Raw genomic sequence first — 21826 nt, 5'->3', positions numbered from 1 at the left:
GCGGTCGTTCAGTCGGGGAGCTGCGCCTCGACGGCCGCGGCGATGGCCTGCTGCCCGGGAAGCGTCGGATGCTCGCCGTCGTCCTGCACGAGGCCGGCGCGACCGCGATAGGGCTGGCCCAGGTCGAGCCAGGTGCCGCCGTCGGCCTCCACCGCCTTCTTGACGGCGGCGTCGAGAGGAGCGAGGTCGTCGTCGCCCGCCTGTCCCGTCAGCGCGTTGAAGCCGACGATCCTGGCGTGCGGCAGGGCGGAGCGGATCTGGTCGACCGCCTTCTCGACGGCCGCGCCAACGGTGGCGGGGTCGGTGCCGAGGTCGTTGTCGGACGCGCCGATGAACACGAGCTGCGGATGCTGGGCGATCGCGGTCGCGACCTGCGCCGAGAAGTCGCCTCCGTCCGTGCCCTGCGCGACGAAGCCGGCCCCCGGCACGCTGAGGTTGCTCAGCCGCCAGCCGCGACTGGCGGCGACGAGGGCGGGCCACGATTCGTCGGGGTCGAGGCCGAGGCCGGACTCGATCGAGTCGCCGATCACCGCGACACGTTCGGCGCCCGTCGGAACGACCGCGCCGGAAAGCGGACCGGCAGCGGCCACCGCGCAGCCCGAGAGCGCGACCAGCGCCAGAAGCGCGGCCGTCATCGAGGCCGCCGCTGCGGCGAGGGGGCGACGGGCGAGCATGACATCAAAAGTACGCTCGGATCCTATGGATCCGCTGCCCGGTTCGTCAGCGGGAGAGGCCGCTGCGCAGCTCGTGCGTCAGCGAGCTGACCACCGCCTGCAGGCTGCCGCCGTTCGCCTCGGCGACGGCCAGCTGCCGCTGGTAGCTCGCCCCGGTGCCCAGGATGGTGAGGACCGTCGCGAGCTCGTCGACGCAGCCCAGGCGCTCGGCTTCCGGCTGCAGGTCCTCGACCAGGTCGCGCAGGTCGTCCGAGACGAGCCGCTCGTTGCCGTCCGGGGCGAGGATGATCTCGGCGTCGAGCCCGTACCTGGCGGCACGCCACTTGTTCTCGCGGACGAACCAGGGCTGCAGCGTGACCGGCTCGACCCCGTCGTCCAGCTGCCCGGACATGCGGTCCGTGAGGCAGTGGATGAGCGCGGACACCGCGCCCACCTCGTCGGCCGTCGAGAGCCCGTCGCAGGCGCGCATCTCCACCGTGCCCCACTTCGGCGACGGCCGGATGTCCCAGCGCACCTCGCTGTGGTCCTCCACGACACCGGTCGTCACCAGGTCCTGCACGTACTCCTCGTAGTTCGCCCAGGTGCCGAACTGCCAGGGGAGGCCCGCGGTCGGCAGCTGCTGGAACATCAGGGCGCGGTTCGAGGCGTACCCGGTCTTCGCGCCCGCCCAGAACGGGCTCGACGCGCTCAGCGCCTGCAGATGCGGGTAGTAGGTGAGCAGGCCGTTCACGATCGGCAGCGCCTTGTCCACCGAGTCGATGCCCACGTGCACGTGGATGCCCCAGATCATCATCTGCCGGCCCCACCACTGGGTGCGGTCGAGCAGCCGGTCGTAGCGATCGTTCGGGGTGACCTTCTGGTCGAACCACTGGGCGAAGGGATGCGTCCCTGCGCACATGAGTTCGACGCCGAGGGGGTCGGTCACTCCGCGGACGAGCCCGATCAGCTCCTGCAGGTCGGTGATCGCGGCCGGAACGGTCTTGTGCACGCGGCTGACCAGCTCCACCGTGTTCAGCAGCAGCTCGTGGGTGATCTGCGGGTGCTCCTCGCCGTCCGGCGTTCCGAGCTCACGCAGCACCTCGTCGGCGATGTTGACGAGGTCGCCGGTGGCGCCGTCGACCAGCGCCAGCTCCCACTCGATACCCACGGTGGAGCGCTCGGACTCCGAGAATTCGATCTGCATGCGTCGGGTACCGTCCATCCGATTGTTCAAAGCGGCGCAATGTCTGACAGAATAGCTAGTTGAGTTCGACGTACCCGACCCTCTATCCGGTGCGTGGGACGAACATTAGACCTCCTGCCGCGTGTGCCCCCACGCCCACGGCAGTCAGTTCGACACAACTCATCCACTCATACAGGAGAATCGTGGCTGTAAAGATCCGACTGAAGCGCCTGGGCAAGATCCGCGCTCCGTATTACCGCATCGTCGTCGCCGACTCGCGCACCAAGCGCGACGGTCGTGTGATCGAGGAGATCGGTCTGTACCACCCGACCGAGGAGCCCTCGCGCATCGAGGTCGACTCCGACCGTGCGCAGTACTGGCTGAGCGTCGGCGCCCAGCCGACCGAGCAGGTCGCCGCGCTGCTGAAGCTCACCGGCGACTGGGGCAAGTTCAAGGGCGACAAGAACGCCGTCTCGACCGTGAAGGTCGCCGACGAGAAGGTCGCGTTCGTCGCCGACGAGAAGAAGAAGCCGGTGCTCAAGCCCAAGGCTGAGAAGCCGACCGCCGCCGAGGCGGAGGCCGTCGTCGAGGCCGAGGTCGAGCGCGAGGAGGCCGACGAGGCCAACGTCGTCGCCGAGGCCGAGGCTATTGCCGAGGACGCGTCGGACGAGAAGGCCTGACGTCTTGCTCGCACCCGCGCTCACGCACCTGGTCAAGGGAATCGTCGATCACCCTGACGACGTCCACGTCGTGGCCAAGAGCTCCCCGCGTGGCGAGGTCCTCGAGATTCGTGTGAATCCCGAGGACCTCGGCCGGGTGATCGGCCGCTCCGGCCGGACCGCCAAGGCTCTCCGCACGCTCGTGACCGCGCTGGCCGACGGCCGGCGCGTCCGTGTCGACGTCGTCGACGACTGAGGTGGCGGACCACAAACTGCCCCGCAAGGAGGTCGCCCCCCGGCCCGGTCAGACCGAGCTGCGCGTCGGGCGCCTCACCAAGGCCCACGGGCTGAAGGGCGCCATCAAGCTCGAGCTGTACACCGACGAGCCGGAGAAGCGGTTCGTCCCGGGCGCTGTGTTCACGCTCCAGGTGCCGACGGCGTCGAAATGGCACGGCAAGACCCTCGAGCTCCGCGAGCTGCGCTGGTACAACGGCCACCCCGTCGGGTTCTTCGAGGGCGTCGACGACCGGACCGAGGCGGAGACCCTCGTCAAGGCCATCCTCTGGGTGAGCCAGGACGTGAAGGAGCTGCCCGAGGAGGACGACGCCTGGTACGACCACCAGCTGGTCGGGCTCGACGCCATCCGTGACGGCGCCAGCGTCGGCCGGGTCGTCCGTGTCGACCACCTGCCGGCGCAGGACCTGCTCGCGATCGCGACCGGCAACGGCGAGGTGCTCGTCCCGTTCGTGAAGGCGATCGTCCCCGAGGTCGATCTGGCCGCCGGGACCGTGACGCTGACGCCGCCGGCCGGGCTCTTCGAGGAGCTGCCGGACGACGACCCGGAACCTGCGGGCGACGAGCCTGCGGGCGACGAGCCTGCGGGCGACGAGGACTGAGAGGGCGACTCGGACGGGTCGCCCTCTTCCGTTTCCCCGCCACGGATGGTGGAATGCGGGATGGCCGCTTACGTGATCGACGCCTCCGCCGCCATCCGGCTCGCCGAAGCCGGCTGGAGCGGCGGCCACGATCTGCTCGCCCCGACCCTGCTCCGCGCGCAGACGCTCTCCGCGCTGCACGCAGACACCGTCACGGGCCGCCGGCCGGATGAGGAGGCGCGCGCCCTCCTCGCTGCCGTGGACGCCTTCGGCGTGCGTCTGCTGGGCGACCGGGTGCTCCGGCGCACCGCGTGGAAGGTCGCATCCGAGCTGGGCTGGGCGCAGACCGAGGCGGCCGAGTACGTGGCGCTCACCCGGCTCCACGCCGACACCCTGGTCAGCGACGCACCCGCGCAGTATCCCGGCGCCGACCGCCTCGTGCGGATCGCCCCGGTGTCGGAGCTGCTGGACGGCCCTCGCGGCTAACGGACGATCGCGAGGCCGCGGCCGCGCAGCGTCCGGGCATCCGCATCCAGCGCCTGCAGCAGGCGCTCGTGCGTGCCGACGATGTGGCGGTGGATGAGCTCCGCGGCCTCCTCCGGACGCCTCTCGGCGACGAGCCGCAGGATCTCGCGGTGCTCGTCCCAGGCCTCCTCGCTGCGCGCCACGAGCCAGCGCGAGCGCGCGAGCCGGGTCATGGCGGAGCCGACGGCGTCGGCGAAGAAGTGGTTGCCCGAGAGTGCGGCGAGCCTGACGTGGAAGTCGGTGCCTGCGCGCACAGCGTCGTCGGCCGGCTGGTCCCCATCGACGGCCTCGAGGTCGTGCGCCAGGCCGGCGATGTCGGAGTCGGACGCGCGTCGGCAGCTGAGCCGGACCGCGGCGGTCTCCACGGCGTCCCGCAGCTCGCTGAGGCGGGCGATCTCGCCCAGGTCGATGGGGGAGACCTGCCAGGCCCGGCCGTCTCGGCACACCAGTCCGTCGGCCTCGAGCCGCATGAGCGCCGCCCGGAGCGGGGTGCGGGAGGCACCGAGCTCGGCTTCGAGTCCGCGTTCGGTGAGGCGCGAGCCGGGGACGCGGTCGAGGTCGAGGATCTGGGCTCTGAGGCGGTCGTACACGCCGGAGGGCTCGTCGACGGGCTGCGGCTCTGACACGGTCCTCCTTTGGTATACCGGCTTGGTATACCGCTAGGGTATACCCATGATCGGCACGCGCGCACGTCATCCACGCCCTTGGTTGATGCTGGCCTTCGGCGTCCTCGCCCAGGCGAGCTCCACCGTGTTCGTCTCGACCCCCGCCTTCCTCATCCCGCTGCTGCACACCGAGCGCGGACTGAGCCTGGCGCAGGCCGGACTGCTCGCCTCGGCGCCGACGCTCGGGCTCGTGCTCACCCTGATCGCCTGGGGCGCCCTGAGCGACCGGATCGGGGAGCGCTGGGTCATCGCCTCCGGTCTCGCGGTGACCGCGCTGGCCGCGTTCGCCGCGATGTTCGCCGACTCCTACCTGGCGCTCGGCGCGCTGTTCCTCGTCGGCGGCATGGCCTCCGCCAGCCCGAACGCCGCCAGTGGCCGCGTGGTGATCGGCTGGTTCCCGAAGGAGCGCCGAGGGCTCGCCATGGGCATCCGGCAGATGTGCCAGCCGCTCGGCGTCGCGATCGCCGCAGTCAGCGTCCCGGTGCTCGCCTCGACGGGCGGCATCGCGGCCGCGCTCGTCGTTCCCGCGGTGCTCTGCGCGGTGTCGGCCGTGCTGTGCGCGATCGGCATCGTCGACCCGCCGCGCCCGCCGCGCCGTGCGGCCGAAGGGGAGCGGGCGCACCCGCAGGCGGCCTGGCGGCCGTACCGGGAGACGTCGCTGCTATGGCGCATCCACGCGGTCTCGATGCTGCTCGTCGTCCCCCAGTTCACCGTGTCCACCTTCGGGCTGGTCTGGCTGGTGTCGCAGCTGCACTTCCCGTCGCTCGCCGCCGGCATCGTCATCGGCGTCAGCCAGTTCGCCGGGGCGCTCGGCCGCATCGGCGTCGGCCTGCTCAGCGACCGCGTCGGCAGTCACCTGCGGCCGCTGCGCTGGGTCTCGCTGTGCGCTGTCGCGGTCATGCTGCTGATGGCGGCGGCCTCGGCTCTCGGATCGGTCGCCGCGGCCGTCATCCTCATCGTGGCGGCGATCGTGACCGTCGCCGACAACGGGCTCGCCTACACCTCGGTCGCCGAGATCGCCGGACCGTTCTGGTCGGGACGCGCGCTCGGCACGCAGAACACGGGCCAGTTCCTCGCCGCCTCGGTCGTCGGCCCCGCCGTCGGCGCGCTCATCGGCTGGGTCGGCTACCCGCTCGCCTTCGCGCTCGTGGCGGTCTGCCCGGCCGTCGCGACGCCGCTCGTGCCGCGCGACCGGGAGCTGGCCGTCGTGCCGGTGTGAGGCCGCGCCCTTCTAGACTTTCCCCATGCGCATCGACATCGTCACGATCTTCCCGACCTTCTTCGATGTGCTCGACATCTCCCTGCTCGGCAAGGCCCGCCAGTCGGGGCTGATCACGCTCGGCGTGCACGACCTCCGCGACCACACGCACGACCGGCACCGCACCGTCGACGACACGCCGTACGGCGGGGGAGCGGGCATGGTGATGAAGCCGGAACCCTGGGGGGAGGCGCTCGACGGCATCCTCGAGGGCGCGTCCGACCCGGTGGTGATCTTCCCGTCGCCGGCCGGTGAGGTCTTCACCCAGGCCACGGCGCGCGAGCTGGCGCAGGAGCAGCACCTCGTGTTCGGCTGCGGCCGGTACGAGGGCATCGACCAGCGAGTGTTCGACGACACGGCCGCGCGGGCGCGGGTGCGGCTGATGAGCATCGGCGACTACGTGCTGAACGGGGGAGAGGTCGCCACCATGGCGATGATCGAGGCGATCGGGCGGCTCATCCCCGGTGTGGTCGGCAACCCCGAGAGCCTGGTGGAGGAATCCCACGAGGACGGGTTGCTCGAGTACCCGAGCTACACGAAGCCCGCCGTCTGGCGCGGCCGGGAGGTGCCGCCCGTGCTCCTGTCCGGCAATCATGGCGCCGTCGACGCCTGGCGCCACGAGCAGCAGCTGGCGCGCACCCGCGCCGTCCGCCCCGACCTCCTCCCCTGACCGGGGCGTGGAGGGGCGAGTCAGGGAGCGGTGAGGACGAGAGGGCCGTCGGGGGTGATGGCGATCGTGTGCTCGGAGTGCGCGCCGCGGGACCCGTCCGCGCTGCGGAGGGTCCAGCCGTCCTTGTCCGTGTAGATCTCGTCGGTTGTCTCCAGGAACCACGGCTCGATCGCGATCACGAGGCCCGGGCGGAGCGGGTAGCCGCGGCCGGCGCGCCCGTCGTTGGGGACGTGCGGGTCGCCGTGCATCGTGCGCCCGACGCCGTGGCCGCCGAACTGCGTGTTGATCGAGTACCCCTCCGCATGGGCGACGGCGGCGATCGCGGCCGAGATGTCGCCCACCTTGCCGCCGGGCTGCGCGGCCTGGATGCCCGCCGCGAGCGCGCGGCGCGTCGTCTCGATGAGCCGGAGGTCCTGATCGCGCGGCGTGCCGACCACGACGCTGACGGCCGAGTCGGCCACCCAGCCGTCGACGCTCGCCGCGAAATCGAGCGTCAGGAGGTCGCCGTCCTGCAGCCGGTAGTCGTGCGGCAGCCCGTGCAGCACCGCGTCGTTGACGGAGGTGCAGATCACCTTCCCGAACGGGCTCGCGCCGAAGGAGGGGTGGTAGTCGATGTAGCAGGACTCGGCCCCGCGGCGCCGGATCAGCTCGTGCGCCAGAGCGTCCAGCTCGAGCAGGTTCACGCCCACCTTCGCCGCCGCAGAAGTCTGTGCCAGCACGTCGGCGACGAACCGTCCGGCCGGGCGCATCTGCTCGATCTCGGCGGGTGTCCTCAGCTCGATCACGCGGGTTCCTCTCTTCGGCGACGACTCCAGTCTGTCAGGTGCGCGAGGGAAACCCGCAGCCCCGGCACAGGCGCCCGCGGCTACGCTGGAGGCGTGATCATCCGCAAGGCGTTCTACTGGTGGCTCTTCCCGTCCGCCGTGGTGCTGCCGGCGTGGCTTCTCGTCGGCTGGGCCGCCTTCAGTCAGGGCAGCGGCTGGTCCTTCCTCGGGCTCCTGGTGCTGTGCCCGATCCTGTTCGTCGCCATGCTGGTCGTCGGCGGCATCGTCATGGCACGGCGCAGTGTGCGCGAGCAGCGCGCGGTGTCGTGGTGGGACGTCCTGCTCTTCACCCTCTGGCACCTCTCGATCATCGGGTTCGGGTTCTTCGTGCCGGGCGCCACCGGCTGGTTCGCCGTGATCGGCCTCCTGCTGTTCGCCGCGATCTTCTGGGTGTCGCTGTGGGAGCTGCTGACCGAGACGCGGGCGCGCGTCCAGCTCACTTTCGAGGCCTACCAGCGCGCCGCCCAGCCGCGCGAGGTGCCGGACGCGCCGGGGGAGTCGGTGGACGGCGGCGAGTACATCGTCATCGAGGAGCGGCGCGAGCGCGACTGAGCCGTCGTCCGCTTTGGCATTCAGGCCCCGCGTCTGGCAGAATTGACCCTTGTGCCGCGGCCAGGCTCTGCCACAGGGGAGCCAGCACTTCTCGCGGACACCCACTTACCGAATCATGGCCGCTCCGCCTGGAGCCGGCCCCGAGTCCGTCCCCGACCTGCGGCGGGTACAGAGAGCGAACAGCCATGCACATCCTCGATCAGGTGGACGCCGCGTCCCTTAAGCAGGACATCCCCGCGTTCCGCGCCGGCGACACCGTCAAGGTGCACGTGAACATCATCGAGGGCACCCGCTCTCGTATCCAGGTCTTCCAGGGCGTGGTCATCGGCCGCTCCGGCGAGGGCGTCCGCGAGACCTTCACGGTCCGCAAGGTCAGCTTCCAGGTCGGCGTCGAGCGTACCTTCCCCGTGCACTCCCCGGTCATCGACAAGATCGAGGTCGTCACCCGCGGTGACGTCCGTCGCGCGAAGCTCTACTACCTGCGCGAGCTCCGCGGCAAGAAGGCGAAGATCAAGGAGAAGCGCGAGAGCTGAGTCTCCGCGTCCCTTTCCGGAACCCCCGGTCCACTCGGACCGGGGGTTCCGTCGTTTCCGGTCGGCCCGCGGCTCCGCGAGCGTTTATCCTGGGACGGTCGGCAGGAACGTGAGGGAGTGACGAGCGGATGATGACCCCGGTGTCCCCCACGCTGCGCTTCGAGAAGGCCCTGTACCGGCAGGGAGTGACCTCGATCGTCGCGGTGGACGAGGTCGGCCGCGGAGCGCTCGCCGGGCCGGTCGCCGTCGGGATGGTCGTCATCGACACCGCGGTCAAGCGCATCCCGCCGGGGCTGCGCGACTCCAAGCTGCTGCCGGAGCCCGCGCGCGAGTCGCTCGAACCGCTCTGCCGCAGGTGGGCGATGCACCACGCCGTCGGGCTCGCCAGCGCAGAGGAGGTCGACGCCCTCGGGATCATGCGCTGCCTGGGTCTCGCCGGTGCTCGCGCCCTCGCCCAGCTGGAGGAGCAGGACGCCCCCGTGCACGACAGCACGCTCATCCTCGACGGCAATTACGACTATCTCAATCCGTCGCTGATGCGTCCGGCGAAGGTCGTGACCCGCATCAAGGCCGACCGCGACTGCGCCTCGGTGGCGGCGGCCTCCGTGATCGCCAAGGTGCACCGCGACCGGATGATGATCGCGCACGACCTGGAGTATCCCGGCTACGGCTGGGCGAGCAACAAGGGCTACTCGTCTCCGGAGCATTTCGCTGCGATCGCCGAGCTCGGCCCCAGTGCGCTGCACCGTCTCACCTGGCTGAAGCAGCCCGCGCTGGTCGAACTGTCCGAGTAGGTCCGGCGCACACCCGGCGCGCTCCCGGCTCAACCGGCATAGACTTGTCGGACGATGGATGAAGACGAGTTCGACGACTACGACCGCGAGGTCGAGTTGGCTTTGTATCGCGAGTACCGGGACGTCGTCTCGCAGTTCAAGTATGTGATCGAGACGGAGCGGCGGTTCTACCTCGCGAACGAGGTGGAGTTCGTGCGCCGCGACACCGAGCACGACTTCTACTTCGAGCTGACGATGAACGACGTCTGGGTGTGGGACGTGTACCGCGCCGACCGCTTCGTGAAGTCCGTGCGGGTGCTGACGTTCAAGGACGTCAACATCGAGGAGCTGTCGTCGAAGGAGTTCGAGTTGCCGAAGGAGCTCGCGCTCGACGAGTGACGCTCGGTGACGCTGTTCGCATGATCGAGTTTCCGTCCACAGCCTGACGGACCGGCCGGTTCTCCACCGTTCTCTTCCTCCGCCCTTCTGCGCCTCGATGCCTCCACGAGGCTGGTGGCGGAGGTTCACATGGCACGGAAAGACGATTTGGGTCGGCGCGGCGAACAGGTCGCGGCCGACTGGCTGGAGGGGCTCGGTTACCGGGTCATCGACCGCAACTGGCGGTGCGCGACCGGGGAACTCGACCTGGTGCTTCGCCAGGGGCGGACGCTGGTCTTCGCGGAGGTGAAGACGCGGTCCTCGCTCGAATTCGGCCACCCGTTCGAGGCGATCACATTCGAGAAGAGTGCCAGGCTCCGGCGTCTGGCGGCCCAGTGGTGCCGTGAGCACGCACCGGTCGCGGCAGAGGTGCGCATCGACGCGGTCGCCGTCACCGACGCGTGGAGTGAGCGCCCGCAGGTCGAGCACCTGACCGGGATCGTCTGATGGCACTCGCACGCACCTTCGCCGTCGCCCTGCACGGCGTCCGCGGTCATGTGGTCGAGGTCGAGGCCGACATCTCCGCCGGCCTTCCCGCCTTCGTCCTGATCGGGCTCCCCGACACCGCGCTGGGCGAGTCCCGGAAGCGGGTCGGAGCGGCCGCGGTGAACGCCGGGTGCCCGCTGACGCAGAAGAAGCTCACGATCAACCTGTCGCCCGCCGCCCTTCCGAAGCAGGGATCGGGATTCGACCTCGCCATCGCCATCGCGGCCCTGTCCGCGGCCGGAACCGTGCCGCCGGACTCGGCCGCCGGTGCCGTCCACCTCGGCGAGCTCGGGCTCGACGGAAGGCTCCGGCCGGTCTCGGGCATCCTTCCCGCCGTGCTCGCCGCCCGTGACGCCGGCTTCGCCCGCGTCTTCGTGCCCGCGGGCAACGCCGAGGAGGCGTCGCTGGTCGAGGGCATCGACGTCCTGGGCGTCACCGGCCTTCGTGCCGCGGCGATCGCCCACGGCGCCGAGCTCGATCCGGTGGAGGAGGAGCCGGTGCTGCCGCCTCAGCCGGAGGTCCGCGAGGCGGCCGAGCCCGACATGGCCGATGTCGCCGGGAACGACGAGGCCATCGCGGCCCTGCTGGCGGCCGCCGCCGGCGGCCACCACCTGTCGATGGTCGGACCACCGGGCTCGGGCAAGACGATGCTCGCCCGGCGCCTGCCGACGATCTTGCCCGATCTGGCCGGGCCGGAGGCGGTGGAGGCCACCTGCATCCGCTCGCTGACCGGAGCGGGCGTCGGCAAAGACCTCGTCCGCCGTCCGCCGTTCGAGGCTCCGCACCACACGGCGTCCGCCGCCGCGCTGGTCGGTGGCGGGACGGGCCGCATCGCCCCCGGCGCGATCGTGCGTGCGACGCACGGCGTGCTGTTCCTCGACGAGGCGGCGGAGTTCCCTCCGTCGGTGCTGGACGCCCTGCGGCAGCCGCTCGAGAACGGCAGCATCACCATCCACCGGGCGAGCGGGGCGGCTTCCTTCCCGGCCCGCTTCCAGCTCGTGCTCGCCTCGAATCCCTGCCCCTGCGGCCACTACGGCTCGGCGGACGAGGAGTGCACCTGCTCGCCCATGTCGCGGCGTCGCTATTTCGCCCGAATGTCCGGGCCGCTGCTCGACCGCGTCGACATCCGGCTCACGGTCCGGCGGCTCGGCGTGGCGGCGGTCCGTTCCGCCGATCACCAGCGCTCTGACCGTACGAGCGAGCTGCTCCGCGCTCGGGTCGAGACTGCGCGAGCCGTCGCCGCAGAGCGCCTGCGCGGAACGGAGTGGTCGCGCAACGCCGACGTCTCCGGCAGCTGGCTGCGCGCCGGCGAGCGCCGTCTGGGGTCCCGCGCGATCGCTCCGCTCGACCGCGCCCTCGAGCGCGGCGCGATCACCATGCGCGGCTACGATCGCACTCTGCGCCTTGCCTGGACGCTGGCCGACCTCGACCAGGCGCCGTCACCGGACGTCGACCACGTCGGCCGCGCCCTCTTCCTGCGTCGAGGGATCGCCTCGTGACCGGGCCCTGCGATGACTGCGCCGTCCACCGGCACATCGCCGCGCCCACTATCGGTACGGACTGCGACTCGGGCTTCGCTCCAGGAGACTTCCCGGGCGTCGCAGACGCAGCGCTGCCGCGGCTTCTCGCACCCGTTCTGCCACCGGTCGACGGATCGCCCGACGGGTCGCTGAGCGATCGCGCCGTCTGCGCCGAACTCTTCGCGCGCGTCGCGCTCTCGACGGCGATCGAACCCGGTGATCAGGAGGCCGGGCGCTTGCTGGGGGCTCTCGGTCCGGTGGCGCTGGTCTCCGCGATCATCGACGGGACCGATGCCCGTCGCCTGCTGCAAGCGCTGAGGGGGAGTGCGGACGACTTCGCACGCTCCGGCGACCTCCTGCCTCAGCAGGCGTATGACGGTCCGAGGCCGGTCGCATTGGAGTCTCAGACCGATTCGTCACCGCCTTCGAGAACGGACGCCGCACCCGGCGCCGCCCGGAGCTCGCGGCGCCGAGTGAGCGGAGACGCGAGAATTCACTCGAAGAGCGACCCCACGAACAGCGGGTCCGCTTCGGCGGCCGATTGGGGCCCGTCGCTCGGAGACGCCCGAGCGGTCGACGGGGCTCCGCGGCCAGACCCGCGTCCTTCCCGCGGTGACTCGAAGCGGCGTGACAGCCGGGCGGAGCGCCGCCTCGAGGAATGCCTGTCCCGATGGCGATCGCGCCTCACTCTGGCGGAGACGCAGCGCGTGCTGGAGCGTGCAGCACGGATCGGCTCGCAGCTCCTGACGCCATGCTCACCGCTCTGGCCGTCGGGCTTCGAGGCGCTCGAGGAAGCGGCGCCGCTGGCTCTGTGGGTCCGCGGCGACCCATCCCGTCTGGCACGGCTCGACCGCTCGATCGCCCTTGTCGGGGCGCGGGCGGCCACGGCGTACGGAGAGCACGTGGCGGGGGAGAGCGCGGCAGGACTGGTGGATCGCGGCTTCGCCATCGTGTCCGGCGGCGCGTACGGGATCGACGCCGCCGCGCACCGCGCCGCCGTCGCCAGCGGGGGCGTCACGGTCGCGTTCCTCGCGGGCGGTGTCGACCGGCTGTATCCGGCGGGCAATAGCGAGCTGCTGCGTCGCATCGCGGCCACGGGCGTGCTCGCCGCGGAGCTGCCGCCGGGTTCGGCGCCGACACGTTGGCGCTTCCTGATGCGGAACAGGCTGATCGCGGCGTCCGCCACCGCCACGGTGGTCGTGGAGGCCGGTCACCGCTCCGGCTCGCTCAACACCGCTGGGCACGCCGCACAGATGGCCCGACCTCTCGGGGCGGTTCCGGGCAGCATCCTGTCGCCCGCGTCGGCGGGCACGCACCGGCTGATCCGCGAGTACGCGGCCACGTGTGTGACCACGGTCGAGGAGATGGCGGAACTGGCGGACCCGCTCGGCAGCAGTGCTCCACCTCCGGACGACGCCGGTCCGAGTGGCGGGGTGCCGGACGGCCCCGATCCGGAGCCCCGCGTCATCGCCCACCTGTCGTCGTCGCGAGCGGCGAGCGCGGATGAGGTCGCAGCGCGAGCCGGCCTCCCGTTCTCAACCGTCGCCGCCGTCCTCGGCCGCATGGATCTCGCCGGACGAGCCCGGGAGCGGGGCGGAGGATGGGTCCTGATCGGCGACCAGCCACGACGGGCCACCCGATGATGCGCCGCCCCGGTCGGCGGAGCTGCATCGGCCGTCGCGCGTCGCTCCCGCTCCCGCGAGGGCCGCCGCGCGATGCTTGAGGGGTGAACCTGGCGGCCTCGATCGATGCGTACGAGCGCCATCTGCGCGTGGAGCGCGGGTACTCGCCGCAGACGATCCGGGCGTACCGTTCCGACCTCGCTGCGTTGGCGGAATTCGCGGAGACGCGCGGCGTCGTGTCGCCGGCCGGCTTGACCCTCGACCTGTACCGCGACTGGCTCTGGGAGGGGTCGCAGCGGGGCCTCGCCAAGTCCACGCTCGCGCGCCGATCGGCCTCGGCCCGGGGTTTCAGCGCCTGGCTGGCGCGGACAGCGATGGCAGGCGCAACTCCGGCAGGCGCAAGTCCGGCAGGCGCACCTCCGGCTGTCGCGCCGGACGGGCCCGGCGGAGAGCGTGCCGGTGAGGAGAGCGCAGGGCCGGAGAGCGCCGGGTCGGAGAGCGCTGGGCCGGAGAGTGCGGGAGCGACGATCGTCGATGCCGCGGCCCGGTTGCGGGCGCCGAAGGCGGACAAGACGCTGCCGCGGGTGATCACGCGCGAGCAGATGGACGGGATGCTGGCGGGACTGGCGGCGCGCGCGGAGGACGGGGAGCCCGGGTCACTCCGGGACGTCGCCCTGATCGAGGTGCTGTACGCGGCCGGGATCCGGGTGTCCGAGCTGACGGGCCTCGACGTGGACGACGTCGACCTCGACCGGCTCACCGTGCGGGTCACGGGCAAAGGGTCGAAGGAGCGCGTGGTGCCCTTCGGGGTCCCGGCCCTGCGGGCCATCCGGCGCTGGATCACGGCGGGACGGCCGCTGCTGGCGACGGCGGCCTCCGGTCCGGCGCTGTTCCTCGGCGCGCGCGGCGGACGCATCGGCAGCCGCGCCGTCTACCAACTCGTCGCAGGGCTGCTGGCCGACCTGCCGGGCGGCGGGCCGTCCGGGCCGCACGCGCTCCGGCACACCGCGGCGACGCACCTGCTCGACGGCGGCGCCGACCTCCGTGCGGTGCAGGAGATCCTCGGGCACGCCAGCCTGGGGACCACCCAGATCTACACGCACGTCTCCTCGGAGCGGCTCAAGGAGGCCTACCGCATCGCGCACCCGCGCGCCTGAGAGGGTGGTCGTGTGCTGCGGTCACCGCGCCGACCCCAGCGGCAGCAGGACGGCCCGCGGGACACGGGCGAAGAACCGCAGCGGGGAGACGTACTCGCCGTCGATCCGCACGCCCACGTGGAGACACCCATCTGCGCAGTGCCCTCCGTCCGCCGTCGTCCCGAAGACGGCGCCCCGCGCGACGGTGGAACCCACCGGGAGGCCGGCCACGACCGGCTCGAAGCTGGAGAGCACACCGCCGCCGTGGTCGAGGGTCACCACCGGGCGGTCCACGACCACCCCGGCGAAGCGCACGACCCCGTCCGCCGGCGCGGCGACCGGCTGGCCCGGCGTCACGGCGAGATCGATGCCGCGGTGACCGGCCGCGTACCGGGTCGGGGGAGCGGCGTACGCCGCGACCGGGATGTGCGACGGGACCGGCCACAGCCACGACCCCGACCGGGACTCGCTCACCGATCCGGCTCCCGGCCACGGCCCGAACGCCATCGCCACCACCGCCATCACCCAGCCCGCCATCGCCAAGCGCACCATCCCGACGCCTCCCTCCCGCCTCACGCGAGTTCTCCGGCACCCACTCTCGCGTCCGCACCCCCAACCGCATCCCGCTCGCGCGGGATCTGTGCACAACTCCGTGTGCACCGCGCCTGTGGGCACCGCGAGGGAGACCCGACGGTTCTCCCCACCCGCTTCCTGGCGTACCGTGAGGTTCGCCCTCGCAACGCCCCCGAGCGGCGCGGACAGCGAGGCGAGCACAACCGAAAAGGGATGACATGTCAGAACAACGAAGCACCGCACGCTCCACGACCGACGACGACGCCGCACACCGCCCGACGGCGGCGATGCGACGCAAAGTCGTCGGACTCGCCCTCGCGGCGGCGGTCGGCGGCTTCCTGTTCGGGTTCGACTCCTCCGTCATCAACGGCGCGGTCGACTCGATCCAGCACAACTTCGCGCTCAACGCCTTCGTCACCGGCTTCATCGTCGCCATCGCCCTGCTCGGCTGCGCCGTCGGCGCTTTCATCGCAGGCCGGCTCGCCGACCGCTGGGGGCGGCTGCGGGTCATGCTGATCGGCGCGATCCTGTTCCTGGCCAGCTCCATCGGCGCCGGGCTCGCGTTCTCCGCCTGGGACCTGGGCTTCTGGCGCGTGATCGGCGGCCTCGGCATCGGCATCGCGTCCGTCGTCGCACCGGCGTACATCGCCGAGATCTCGCCGCGCCAGTCGCGCGGACGGCTGGCCTCGCTGCAGCAGCTGGCGATCACCATCGGTATCTTCGTCGCGCTGCTCTCCGACGCACTCCTCGCCGGGATCGCCGGGTCCGCGTCCAAGGAGCTGTGGCTCGGCCTCGAGGCCTGGCGGTGGATGTTCCTGGTCGGCGTCATCCCGTCGGTCGTCTACGGCGTCCTCGCCCTGACCCTTCCGGAGTCGCCGCGCTACCTCCTGGCCAGCGGCCGCCGCGACGAGGCGCGGCGCATCTTCGCGACCCTGGTGCCCGAGAGCGACATCGACCGGCAGATCGGCGACATCGAGAACGCGATCAAGGAGGACAAGGAGGGGGCGAAGGCCACCCTCGTGGGCAACCGGCTGGGCCTGAAGCCCATCGTCTGGATCGGCATCATCCTGTCCGTCTTCCAGCAGTTCGTCGGCATCAACGTGATCTTCTACTACTCGACGACGCTGTGGCGCGCGGTCGGCTTCACCGAGCAGAACTCGCTGCTCATCACCGTCATCACCTCGGTGACGAACGTCGTCGTCACGATCGTCGCCATCCTCCTCGTCGACCGCGTCGGGCGTCGTCCGATCCTGCTCACCGGTTCGGTCGGGATGGCGCTCTCGCTCGGCGTGATGGCCCTCTCGTTCGCGTTCGCGGTCAAGGAGAACGGCGCGGTCACCCTCCCGGAGCCGTGGGGGCCGATCGCGCTGGTCGCGGCCAACATCTTCGTCGTCTGCTTCGGCGCGTCCTGGGGGCCGCTGGTGTGGGTGCTGCTCGGCGAGATCTTCCCGAGCCGGATCCGCGGGAAGGCGCTCGGCGTTGCCGCCGCGGCGCAGTGGATCGCGAACTTCCTGGTGACGATCTCGTTCCCGCCGATGGCGGACTTCTCACTGCCGTTCACCTACGGCATGTACGCCGTCTTCGCGGCGCTGTCGTTCTTCTTCGTGTTCTTCAAGATCCCGGAGACGAACGGGATGGCGCTGGAGCAGGCGGAGACGCTGTTCAAGAACGCGGGCGGGCGCTCGCGCGGGCCGCAGGTGCGCTCCGGCGGCGAGTCCGCCTGACGCCCTTTCCTGCTAGGATGTTGCAAGCACTCCGCTCGTCGGAGTGACTACGCGTGCCCGAACGCCCTCAGCGGTTCATCCGCCCGGGGCGGCACGCGCATCCACCGGTCTCCTCTGGCGAACAGCACGGCCCACCGCCGTGCGGTCGAAGGGGTGCGGATGCGCGCGGGGCACCAGGTGTGGCGGCCGCCGGCCGCCGCAGAGACAACCGCAACCAAAAGGAGAACGGCAATGGCCGTCGTCACCATGCGCCAGCTGCTCGACAGCGGCGTCCACTTCGGGCACCAGACCCGCCGCTGGAACCCGAAGATGAAGCGCTTCATCCTCACCGAGCGCTCGGGCAGCTACATCATCGACCTGCAGCAGTCGCTCGCGTACATCGACAAGACGTACGACTTCGTCCGCGAGACCGTCGCCCACGGCGGCACCATCCTCTTCGTCGGCACCAAGAAGCAGGCCCAGCAGGCGATCGCCGAGCAGGCGACCCGCGTGGGCCAGCCCTACGTGAACCAGCGCTGGCTGGGCGGTCTGCTGACCAACTTCCAGACCGTGTCCAAGCGCCTCGCCCGCATGAAGGAGCTCGAGGAGCTCGACTTCGAGGGCACCACCAGCGGCTTCACCAAGAAGGAGCTGCTGATCAAGAAGCGCGAGCTGGACAAGCTGCACAAGTCGCTCGGCGGCATCCGCAACCTGTCGAAGACCCCGAGCGCGCTCTGGGTGGTCGACACCAAGAAGGAGCACCTCGCGATCGACGAGGCCAAGAAGCTGGGCATCCCGGTCATCGGCATCCTCGACACGAACTGCGACCCGGACGAGGTCCAGTACCCGATCCCGGGCAACGACGACGCGATCCGCTCCGTCACGCTGCTGACCCGCATCGTCGCCGACGCGGCGGCCGAGGGCCTCATCCAGCGTCACCAGAAGCCCGAGGAGGGCTCCGAGCAGGCCGAGCCGCTCGCCGAGTGGGAGCAGGAGCTCCTGCAGCAGTCCGCCGGTGAGGCGGCTGCGACCGAGGCGAACACCGAGCTCCAGGAGAGCGCCGAGACCGAGAAGGACGCGGACGCCGACCTGGCCGAGGCCAAGGCCGACTCCGCCGAGGTCATCGCCGAGGGTGAGGCGGACGCCGAGGCGGCCGCGGACGCCGAGTCCAAGTAACCCTCCCCACCAGAAGTCTTCGAGAAGAAGAAGGTTCCAGTCAGAACATGGCAAACATCAGCATCGCCGACATCAAGGCTCTCCGTGAGCAGCTCGGCACCGGCATGGTCGACACCAAGAAGGCGCTCGAGGAGGCCGACGGCAACGTCGAGAAGGCCACCGAGATCCTGCGCCTGAAGGGTGCGAAGGGCAACGCGAAGCGCGCCGACCGCTCCACGAGCGAGGGCCTCGTCGCCGCCAAGGAGAACGGCAACGGCACCGCCACGATGATCGAGCTCGCCTGCGAGACCGACTTCGTCGCGAAGGGCGACAAGTTCGTCGCCCTGGCCGACAAGGTCCTCGACGCGGCCGCCGCCGCGGGCGCCACCACCGTGGAGGAGGCCCTCGCGGCCCCCGCCGGCAGCCAGACCGTCGCCGAGCTCATCGGTGACGAGGCCGCCATCCTCGGCGAGAAGGTCGAGCTCCGCCGCATCGCCGTCGTGAACGGCGAGAAGTTCGCGATCTACCTGCACAAGACCTCCAAGGACCTGCCCCCGCAGGTCGGTGTCGTGCTCGGCTACGCCGGCGACGACGCGGAGACCGCCCGCAGCATCGCGCAGCACATCTCGTTCGCGAACCCGACCTACCTCACCCGTGAGGACGTCCCGGCCGACGAGGTCGAGAACGAGCGTCGCATCGTCGAGGAGATCTCGCGCAACGAGGGCAAGCCGGAGGCCGCGCTCCCGAAGATCATCGAGGGCCGCCTCGGCGCCTACTTCAAGCAGGTCGCCCTGCTGGAGCAGGAGTACGCCCGCGACAACAAGCTGACCATCAGCCAGGTGCTCAAGGACGCGGGGTTGACCGTGTCCGGCTTCGCCCGGTTCAAGGTCGGCGCGTAAGCAGACGATGAAGGAGTCCGGATCGTGCAGACGATCCGGACTCCTTTTCTGTGCGCACCACCGACTAGCATCGACCAGAACCACACACGGAAGGACGCTATTCACGTATGTCGGCAGTCAATAAGAGACGCAGGGTCCTTCTGAAACTCTCCGGTGAGGCCTTCGGCGGCGGCCAGCTCGGGGTCAACCCGGACATCGTCAGCAGCATCGCCCGCGAGATCGCCCAGGCGGCGCAGGACGTCGAGATCGCGATCGTGGTCGGCGGCGGCAACTTCTTCCGCGGCGCGGAGCTCTCCCAGCGCGGAATGGACCGCGGCCGGGCCGACTACATGGGCATGCTCGGCACCGTGATGAACTCGCTGGCGCTGCAGGACTTCCTGGAGCAGGCGGGAGCGGAGACGCGCGTCCAGTCGGCGATCTCCATGACCCAGGTCGCGGAGCCCTACATCCCGCGGCGGGCGGAGCGGCACCTGGAGAAGGGCCGCGTGGTCATCTTCGGCGCCGGCGCCGGCCTGCCGTACTTCTCCACCGACACGGTCGCCGCGCAGCGTGCGCTCGAGATCAGCGCCGACGTGGTGCTCGTCGCCAAGAACGGCGTCGACGGCATGTACGACGACGACCCGCGCACCAACCCGGACGCCCGCAAGATCGACCAGATCAGCCACCAGGAGGCGCTGCAGCAGAACCTGAAGGCCGTCGACTCGACCGCCCTCAGCCTCTGCATGGACAACGGGATGCCGATGCGCATCTTCGGCATCGAGCCCGCGGGCAACGTGACGGCCGCCCTTCTCGGGGCGGAGATCGGCACACTGCTCGGCTGAGTGCCGAGCAGCGGCGCAATAGACTAGTCACCGACCCACCGATCTGAAGGAGAGACCGTGATCGCGGATGTGATTTCCGATGCCCGCCAGCGCATGAGCAAGACCGTGGACGCGGCGAGGGACGACTTCGGCACGGTGAGCGCGGGCCGGGCGAACCCGGCTCTGTTCCAGAAGGTGCTCGTCGACTACTACGGCTCGCCCACGCCGCTCGCGCAGCTGGCCGGCCTCCAGAACCCGGAGGCCCGCGTCCTCCTGGTCACCCCGTACGACAAGTCGGCCCTCAAGGAGATCGAGAAGGCCATCGTCGCGATGCCGAACCTCTCGGCCAACGTCGGCAACGACGGCGAGATCGTTCGCGTCACGCTGCCCGAGCTCACCGAGGACCGCCGCAAGGAGTTCGTCAAGATCGTGCGCGGCAAGGGCGAGGACGCCAAGGTCGCGCTCCGCAACATCCGCCGCCGGTCGAAGGACGAGCTCGACGCGCTCAAGGGCGAGGTCGGCGACGACGAGGTGGCCCGCGCCGAGAAGGAGCTCGAGGCCATCACGCGCACCCACGTCGACGCCGTCGACGAGGCGTTGAAGCGCAAGGAAGCCGAACTGCTCGAGGTCTAGCCGATGACGGACGACAGCAGCCCGGGGGGCCCGGCGCAAGAGCCGCCGGGGGCGAACACGGCCGTTCCAGCCGCGTCGGCGCCCGCCTCCGCGCCTCTGCCCGCCTCAGTGCCGCTCCCGGCGGCCGGCTCGGTGCGCCGGGCGAAGGCGAAGTCGCGGGAGGAGTTCCGCGCGCAGGTCCAGGCGACGCGTGCCGACTTCGAGCGGCAGGTGCAGGCCAGGAAGGCGCAGCTCGACGCCACCAACGAGCGGATCGCGGAGCGGACGGGCCGCAACCTCATCCTGGCCATCGTGATCGGCGTCGTCGTCGGCGCGGTGGTCGTGGTCAGCCTGATCTTCATCAAGGAGCTGTTCCTGGTCTTCGGGATGGCGATGGCCGGGTTCGCCAGCTTCGAGCTGGCCCAGGCGTTCCGCGGTGCGGGGCGTCGCGTGCCGCGCATCCCCACTGTGATCGCGGCGGTCGCCATCGTGCCGGTGACGTTCTTCCTGCACGCCGGGGGCCAGCTCGTTGCGCTGTCGGGCGGCATCGTGCTGGTCGTCGTCTGGCGGCTGGTGGAGGAGGCCATCGCCGCCGCACGGCGTCACGGCGGCCGGGCGCTGGGCCGCGACCTGCTGTGGTCGGTGTTCCTGCAGCTGTACGTCAGCCTGCTGGCCAGCTTCGTCATCCTGCTGCTCGCCGAGCCGCAGGGGGAGTGGTGGGTGCTGGCGTTCCTGATCACGGTCGTCTCCGTCGACACCGGCGCCTACGTGAGCGGGCTGTCGTGGGGCAAGCATCCGATGGCGCCGACGATCAGCCCGAAGAAGACGTGGGAGGGCTTCGCCGGGGCCGCGGCGGCCGCGATCGTCGCGGGCATCGTGCTCTCGGTGTTCATGCTCGGCGAGCCGTGGTGGTTCGGCGTCGTCTTCGGCGTCGTTCTGCTGCTGACCGCCACCGCGGGAGACCTGGCGGAGTCGCTGATCAAACGCGATCTCGGCATCAAGGACATGAGCTCGTGGCTGCCCGGGCACGGCGGGTTCCTGGACCGGCTGGACTCGATCCTGCCGTCTGCGGCGGCCACCTACGTGCTGTTCCTGATCTTCCGATGACACAATGGGGGAGTGAGCACCTTCCCCCGCAGCCCCAAGTCCGCGCCGGGATACGACGTCGAGCAGGTGGACGAATTCCTGCAGACGGCGCGCCGCGCGTACGACGGCGACGAGACCGCGCCCGCCCTGACGGCCGCCGACATCCGCCACACGGCCTTCTCGATGGCGAAGGGCGGCTACTCCACCACGCACGTGGATGCGGCCCTGGAGCGCTTGGAGGACGCCTTCGCGGCGCGTGAGCGCGAGAACGCGCGAGCGCGTCAGGGCGACGCCGCCTGGTACGAGGAGGCGCGCACCACCGCGCAGGTCGTGCTCAACCGGCTCGATCGTCCGCTCGGGCACCGTTTCGACCGCGTCGGCTTCCTCACTCTCGGCTACAACCGCAACGACGTCGACCGTTTCGCGAACCGGCTGGTGCGCTACTTCCAGGACGGCCGTCCGATGAGCGTCGAGGAGGTGCGCACGGTCACGTTCCGCGAACAACGGGGCGGATACCGGGAGGCGCAGGTCGACCTCCTGCTCGACAGCGTCACCGACGTCATGCTGGCGGTTCGCTGAGTGCGCGGCCGGTTTCTTGGGTTTTCGCCGGATCTCCGTTATCGTTC

Annotated in this window: 26 protein-coding genes; 21 read left to right on the top strand and 5 right to left on the bottom strand. The window is 70.8% G+C overall.

The genetic code is table 11. The features are described 5' to 3' along the window. Positions 1-8: 8 nt before the first annotated feature. Complete coding sequence (locus tag P5G59_RS04930; RefSeq protein WP_301216562.1) at positions 9-674, bottom strand: SGNH/GDSL hydrolase family protein; 666 nt, start codon at positions 672-674, stop codon at positions 9-11. Between the two features lie 46 nt (positions 675-720). Then, positions 721-1857, bottom strand: a complete 1137-nt coding sequence (locus P5G59_RS04925; RefSeq protein WP_301216560.1) for a glutamate--cysteine ligase — start codon at positions 1855-1857, stop codon at positions 721-723. A gap of 182 nt (positions 1858-2039) precedes the next feature. Between P5G59_RS04925 and rpsP the strand changes: the two genes are divergently transcribed. Genes rpsP through P5G59_RS04905 form a run of 4 tightly spaced genes read left to right on the top strand, consistent with a single transcriptional unit; the run spans position 2040 to position 3856 of the window. Then, positions 2040-2516 carry a 30S ribosomal protein S16 gene (gene rpsP / locus P5G59_RS04920; RefSeq protein WP_301216558.1) on the top strand — a complete coding sequence of 159 codons (477 nt, stop codon included), beginning with the start codon at positions 2040-2042 and terminating at the stop codon, positions 2514-2516. A 4-nt stretch (positions 2517-2520) separates the two neighbouring features. Next, positions 2521-2751, top strand: coding sequence for an RNA-binding protein (locus P5G59_RS04915; protein ID WP_115694959.1), 231 nt, complete (start codon positions 2521-2523; stop codon positions 2749-2751). A 1-nt stretch (position 2752) separates the two neighbouring features. Continuing rightward, positions 2753-3391: a ribosome maturation factor RimM gene (gene rimM / locus P5G59_RS04910; RefSeq protein WP_301216554.1), complete on the top strand. Its 639-nt coding sequence runs from the start codon at positions 2753-2755 to the stop codon at positions 3389-3391. Between the two features lie 60 nt (positions 3392-3451). Then, positions 3452-3856 (top strand): PIN domain-containing protein, encoded by a 405-nt coding sequence (locus P5G59_RS04905; RefSeq protein ID WP_301216552.1) that lies wholly within the window; start codon positions 3452-3454, stop codon positions 3854-3856. On the opposite strand, the gene P5G59_RS04900 is transcribed toward P5G59_RS04905, so the two are convergent. Beyond that, the gene (locus P5G59_RS04900) at positions 3853-4521 is read right to left on the bottom strand and encodes a GntR family transcriptional regulator (protein WP_301216550.1); all 669 of its coding nucleotides are present in this window, start codon (positions 4519-4521) and stop codon (positions 3853-3855) included. The genes P5G59_RS04905 and P5G59_RS04900 overlap by 4 nt on opposite strands. A 46-nt stretch (positions 4522-4567) precedes the next feature. Between P5G59_RS04900 and P5G59_RS04895 the strand changes: the two genes are divergently transcribed. Both P5G59_RS04895 and trmD read left to right on the top strand, forming a co-directional pair. Then, the gene (locus P5G59_RS04895; RefSeq protein ID WP_301216548.1) at positions 4568-5779 is read left to right on the top strand and encodes an MFS transporter; all 1212 of its coding nucleotides are present in this window, start codon (positions 4568-4570) and stop codon (positions 5777-5779) included. A 25-nt stretch (positions 5780-5804) separates the two neighbouring features. After that, entirely contained in the window at positions 5805-6488 is a 684-nt protein-coding gene (gene trmD / locus P5G59_RS04890) for a tRNA (guanosine(37)-N1)-methyltransferase TrmD (protein ID WP_301216547.1), read from the top strand. Positions 6489-6508: 20 nt separating this feature from the next. Here trmD and map read toward each other — a convergent pair whose 3' ends face one another. After that, positions 6509-7273, bottom strand: a complete 765-nt coding sequence (gene map / locus P5G59_RS04885; RefSeq protein ID WP_301216546.1) for a type I methionyl aminopeptidase — start codon at positions 7271-7273, stop codon at positions 6509-6511. Between the two features lie 93 nt (positions 7274-7366). On the opposite strand from map, the gene P5G59_RS04880 reads away from it, so the two are divergent. The 8 genes from P5G59_RS04880 (at position 7367) to P5G59_RS04845 (ending at position 14393) form a co-directional block, all read left to right on the top strand. Then, positions 7367-7864, top strand: a complete 498-nt coding sequence (locus tag P5G59_RS04880; protein ID WP_301216545.1) for a hypothetical protein — start codon at positions 7367-7369, stop codon at positions 7862-7864. A gap of 185 nt (positions 7865-8049) precedes the next feature. Further along, positions 8050-8397: a 50S ribosomal protein L19 gene (gene rplS / locus P5G59_RS04875; RefSeq protein WP_301216543.1), complete on the top strand. Its 348-nt coding sequence runs from the start codon at positions 8050-8052 to the stop codon at positions 8395-8397. Positions 8398-8528: 131 nt separating this feature from the next. After that, positions 8529-9191, top strand: coding sequence for a ribonuclease HII (locus tag P5G59_RS04870; protein WP_301216541.1), 663 nt, complete (start codon positions 8529-8531; stop codon positions 9189-9191). A 54-nt stretch (positions 9192-9245) separates the two neighbouring features. After that, positions 9246-9569, top strand: a complete 324-nt coding sequence (locus P5G59_RS04865; RefSeq protein WP_018190696.1) for a DUF2469 family protein — start codon at positions 9246-9248, stop codon at positions 9567-9569. 129 nt (positions 9570-9698) lie between these two features. After that, positions 9699-10055 carry a YraN family protein gene (locus P5G59_RS04860; RefSeq protein ID WP_301216539.1) on the top strand — a complete coding sequence of 119 codons (357 nt, stop codon included), beginning with the start codon at positions 9699-9701 and terminating at the stop codon, positions 10053-10055. After that, a complete protein-coding gene (locus P5G59_RS04855) occupies positions 10055-11593 on the top strand; it encodes a YifB family Mg chelatase-like AAA ATPase (protein WP_301216537.1) in 1539 nt (512 codons plus the stop codon). Before P5G59_RS04860 ends, P5G59_RS04855 begins: the two co-directional genes overlap by 1 nt. A 728-nt stretch (positions 11594-12321) precedes the next feature. Beyond that, a complete protein-coding gene (dprA, locus tag P5G59_RS04850; RefSeq protein ID WP_301216535.1) occupies positions 12322-13257 on the top strand; it encodes a DNA-processing protein DprA in 936 nt (311 codons plus the stop codon). 83 nt (positions 13258-13340) lie between these two features. Next, complete coding sequence (locus P5G59_RS04845) at positions 13341-14393, top strand: tyrosine recombinase XerC (protein ID WP_301216533.1); 1053 nt, start codon at positions 13341-13343, stop codon at positions 14391-14393. A gap of 21 nt (positions 14394-14414) precedes the next feature. Here P5G59_RS04845 and P5G59_RS04840 read toward each other — a convergent pair whose 3' ends face one another. Further along, on the bottom strand, positions 14415-14948 hold the full coding sequence (locus tag P5G59_RS04840) for a murein hydrolase activator EnvC family protein (protein WP_301216531.1): 534 nt from the start codon (positions 14946-14948) through the stop codon (positions 14415-14417). 284 nt (positions 14949-15232) lie between these two features. Between P5G59_RS04840 and P5G59_RS04835 the strand changes: the two genes are divergently transcribed. The 7 genes from P5G59_RS04835 (at position 15233) to P5G59_RS04805 (ending at position 21779) form a co-directional block, all read left to right on the top strand. Next, positions 15233-16669, top strand: coding sequence for a sugar porter family MFS transporter (locus P5G59_RS04835; protein ID WP_435871244.1), 1437 nt, complete (start codon positions 15233-15235; stop codon positions 16667-16669). Between the two features lie 231 nt (positions 16670-16900). After that, the gene (gene rpsB / locus P5G59_RS04830) at positions 16901-17824 is read left to right on the top strand and encodes a 30S ribosomal protein S2 (protein WP_301216527.1); all 924 of its coding nucleotides are present in this window, start codon (positions 16901-16903) and stop codon (positions 17822-17824) included. A gap of 47 nt (positions 17825-17871) precedes the next feature. Beyond that, positions 17872-18702: a translation elongation factor Ts gene (gene tsf / locus P5G59_RS04825; RefSeq protein ID WP_301216525.1), complete on the top strand. Its 831-nt coding sequence runs from the start codon at positions 17872-17874 to the stop codon at positions 18700-18702. Positions 18703-18809: 107 nt separating this feature from the next. After that, positions 18810-19523 (top strand): UMP kinase, encoded by a 714-nt coding sequence (gene pyrH, locus P5G59_RS04820; RefSeq protein WP_121260453.1) that lies wholly within the window; start codon positions 18810-18812, stop codon positions 19521-19523. Between the two features lie 57 nt (positions 19524-19580). After that, complete coding sequence (gene frr, locus P5G59_RS04815) at positions 19581-20135, top strand: ribosome recycling factor (protein ID WP_301216521.1); 555 nt, start codon at positions 19581-19583, stop codon at positions 20133-20135. A 3-nt stretch (positions 20136-20138) separates the two neighbouring features. Further along, a complete protein-coding gene (locus P5G59_RS04810) occupies positions 20139-21221 on the top strand; it encodes a phosphatidate cytidylyltransferase (RefSeq protein WP_301216519.1) in 1083 nt (360 codons plus the stop codon). 12 nt (positions 21222-21233) lie between these two features. Continuing rightward, positions 21234-21779, top strand: a complete 546-nt coding sequence (locus P5G59_RS04805; RefSeq protein ID WP_301216517.1) for a DivIVA domain-containing protein — start codon at positions 21234-21236, stop codon at positions 21777-21779. Positions 21780-21826 lie beyond the last annotated feature (47 nt).

It is taken from the genome of Leifsonia virtsii, assembly GCF_030433675.1.
Classification (GTDB): Bacteria; Actinomycetota; Actinomycetes; order Actinomycetales; family Microbacteriaceae; genus Leifsonia; species Leifsonia virtsii.
The sequence above is the reverse complement of the archived record's forward strand: the minus strand, read 5'-3'. Positions and strand labels throughout refer to the sequence as shown.

Excerpts from the sequence above, each read along its gene's own strand:
- P5G59_RS04930 (WP_301216562.1), bottom strand. The coding sequence starts at position 674 with ATGCTCGCCCGTCGCCCCCTCGCCGCAGCGGCGGCCTCGATGACGGCC.
- P5G59_RS04925 (WP_301216560.1), bottom strand. The coding sequence starts at position 1,857 with ATGCAGATCGAATTCTCGGAGTCCGAGCGCTCCACCGTGGGTATCGAG.
- P5G59_RS04905 (WP_301216552.1), top strand. The coding sequence starts at position 3,452 with ATGGCCGCTTACGTGATCGACGCCTCCGCCGCCATCCGGCTCGCCGAA.
- P5G59_RS04895 (WP_301216548.1), top strand. The coding sequence starts at position 4,568 with ATGATCGGCACGCGCGCACGTCATCCACGCCCTTGGTTGATGCTGGCC.
- trmD (WP_301216547.1), top strand. The coding sequence starts at position 5,805 with ATGCGCATCGACATCGTCACGATCTTCCCGACCTTCTTCGATGTGCTC.
- rplS (WP_301216543.1), top strand. The coding sequence starts at position 8,050 with ATGCACATCCTCGATCAGGTGGACGCCGCGTCCCTTAAGCAGGACATC.
- P5G59_RS04870 (WP_301216541.1), top strand. The coding sequence starts at position 8,529 with ATGACCCCGGTGTCCCCCACGCTGCGCTTCGAGAAGGCCCTGTACCGG.
- P5G59_RS04865 (WP_018190696.1), top strand. The coding sequence starts at position 9,246 with ATGGATGAAGACGAGTTCGACGACTACGACCGCGAGGTCGAGTTGGCT.
- P5G59_RS04860 (WP_301216539.1), top strand. The coding sequence starts at position 9,699 with ATGGCACGGAAAGACGATTTGGGTCGGCGCGGCGAACAGGTCGCGGCC.
- P5G59_RS04855 (WP_301216537.1), top strand. The coding sequence starts at position 10,055 with ATGGCACTCGCACGCACCTTCGCCGTCGCCCTGCACGGCGTCCGCGGT.
- P5G59_RS04835 (WP_435871244.1), top strand. The coding sequence starts at position 15,233 with ATGCGACGCAAAGTCGTCGGACTCGCCCTCGCGGCGGCGGTCGGCGGC.
- rpsB (WP_301216527.1), top strand. The coding sequence starts at position 16,901 with ATGGCCGTCGTCACCATGCGCCAGCTGCTCGACAGCGGCGTCCACTTC.
- tsf (WP_301216525.1), top strand. The coding sequence starts at position 17,872 with ATGGCAAACATCAGCATCGCCGACATCAAGGCTCTCCGTGAGCAGCTC.
- pyrH (WP_121260453.1), top strand. The coding sequence starts at position 18,810 with ATGTCGGCAGTCAATAAGAGACGCAGGGTCCTTCTGAAACTCTCCGGT.
- P5G59_RS04810 (WP_301216519.1), top strand. The coding sequence starts at position 20,139 with ATGACGGACGACAGCAGCCCGGGGGGCCCGGCGCAAGAGCCGCCGGGG.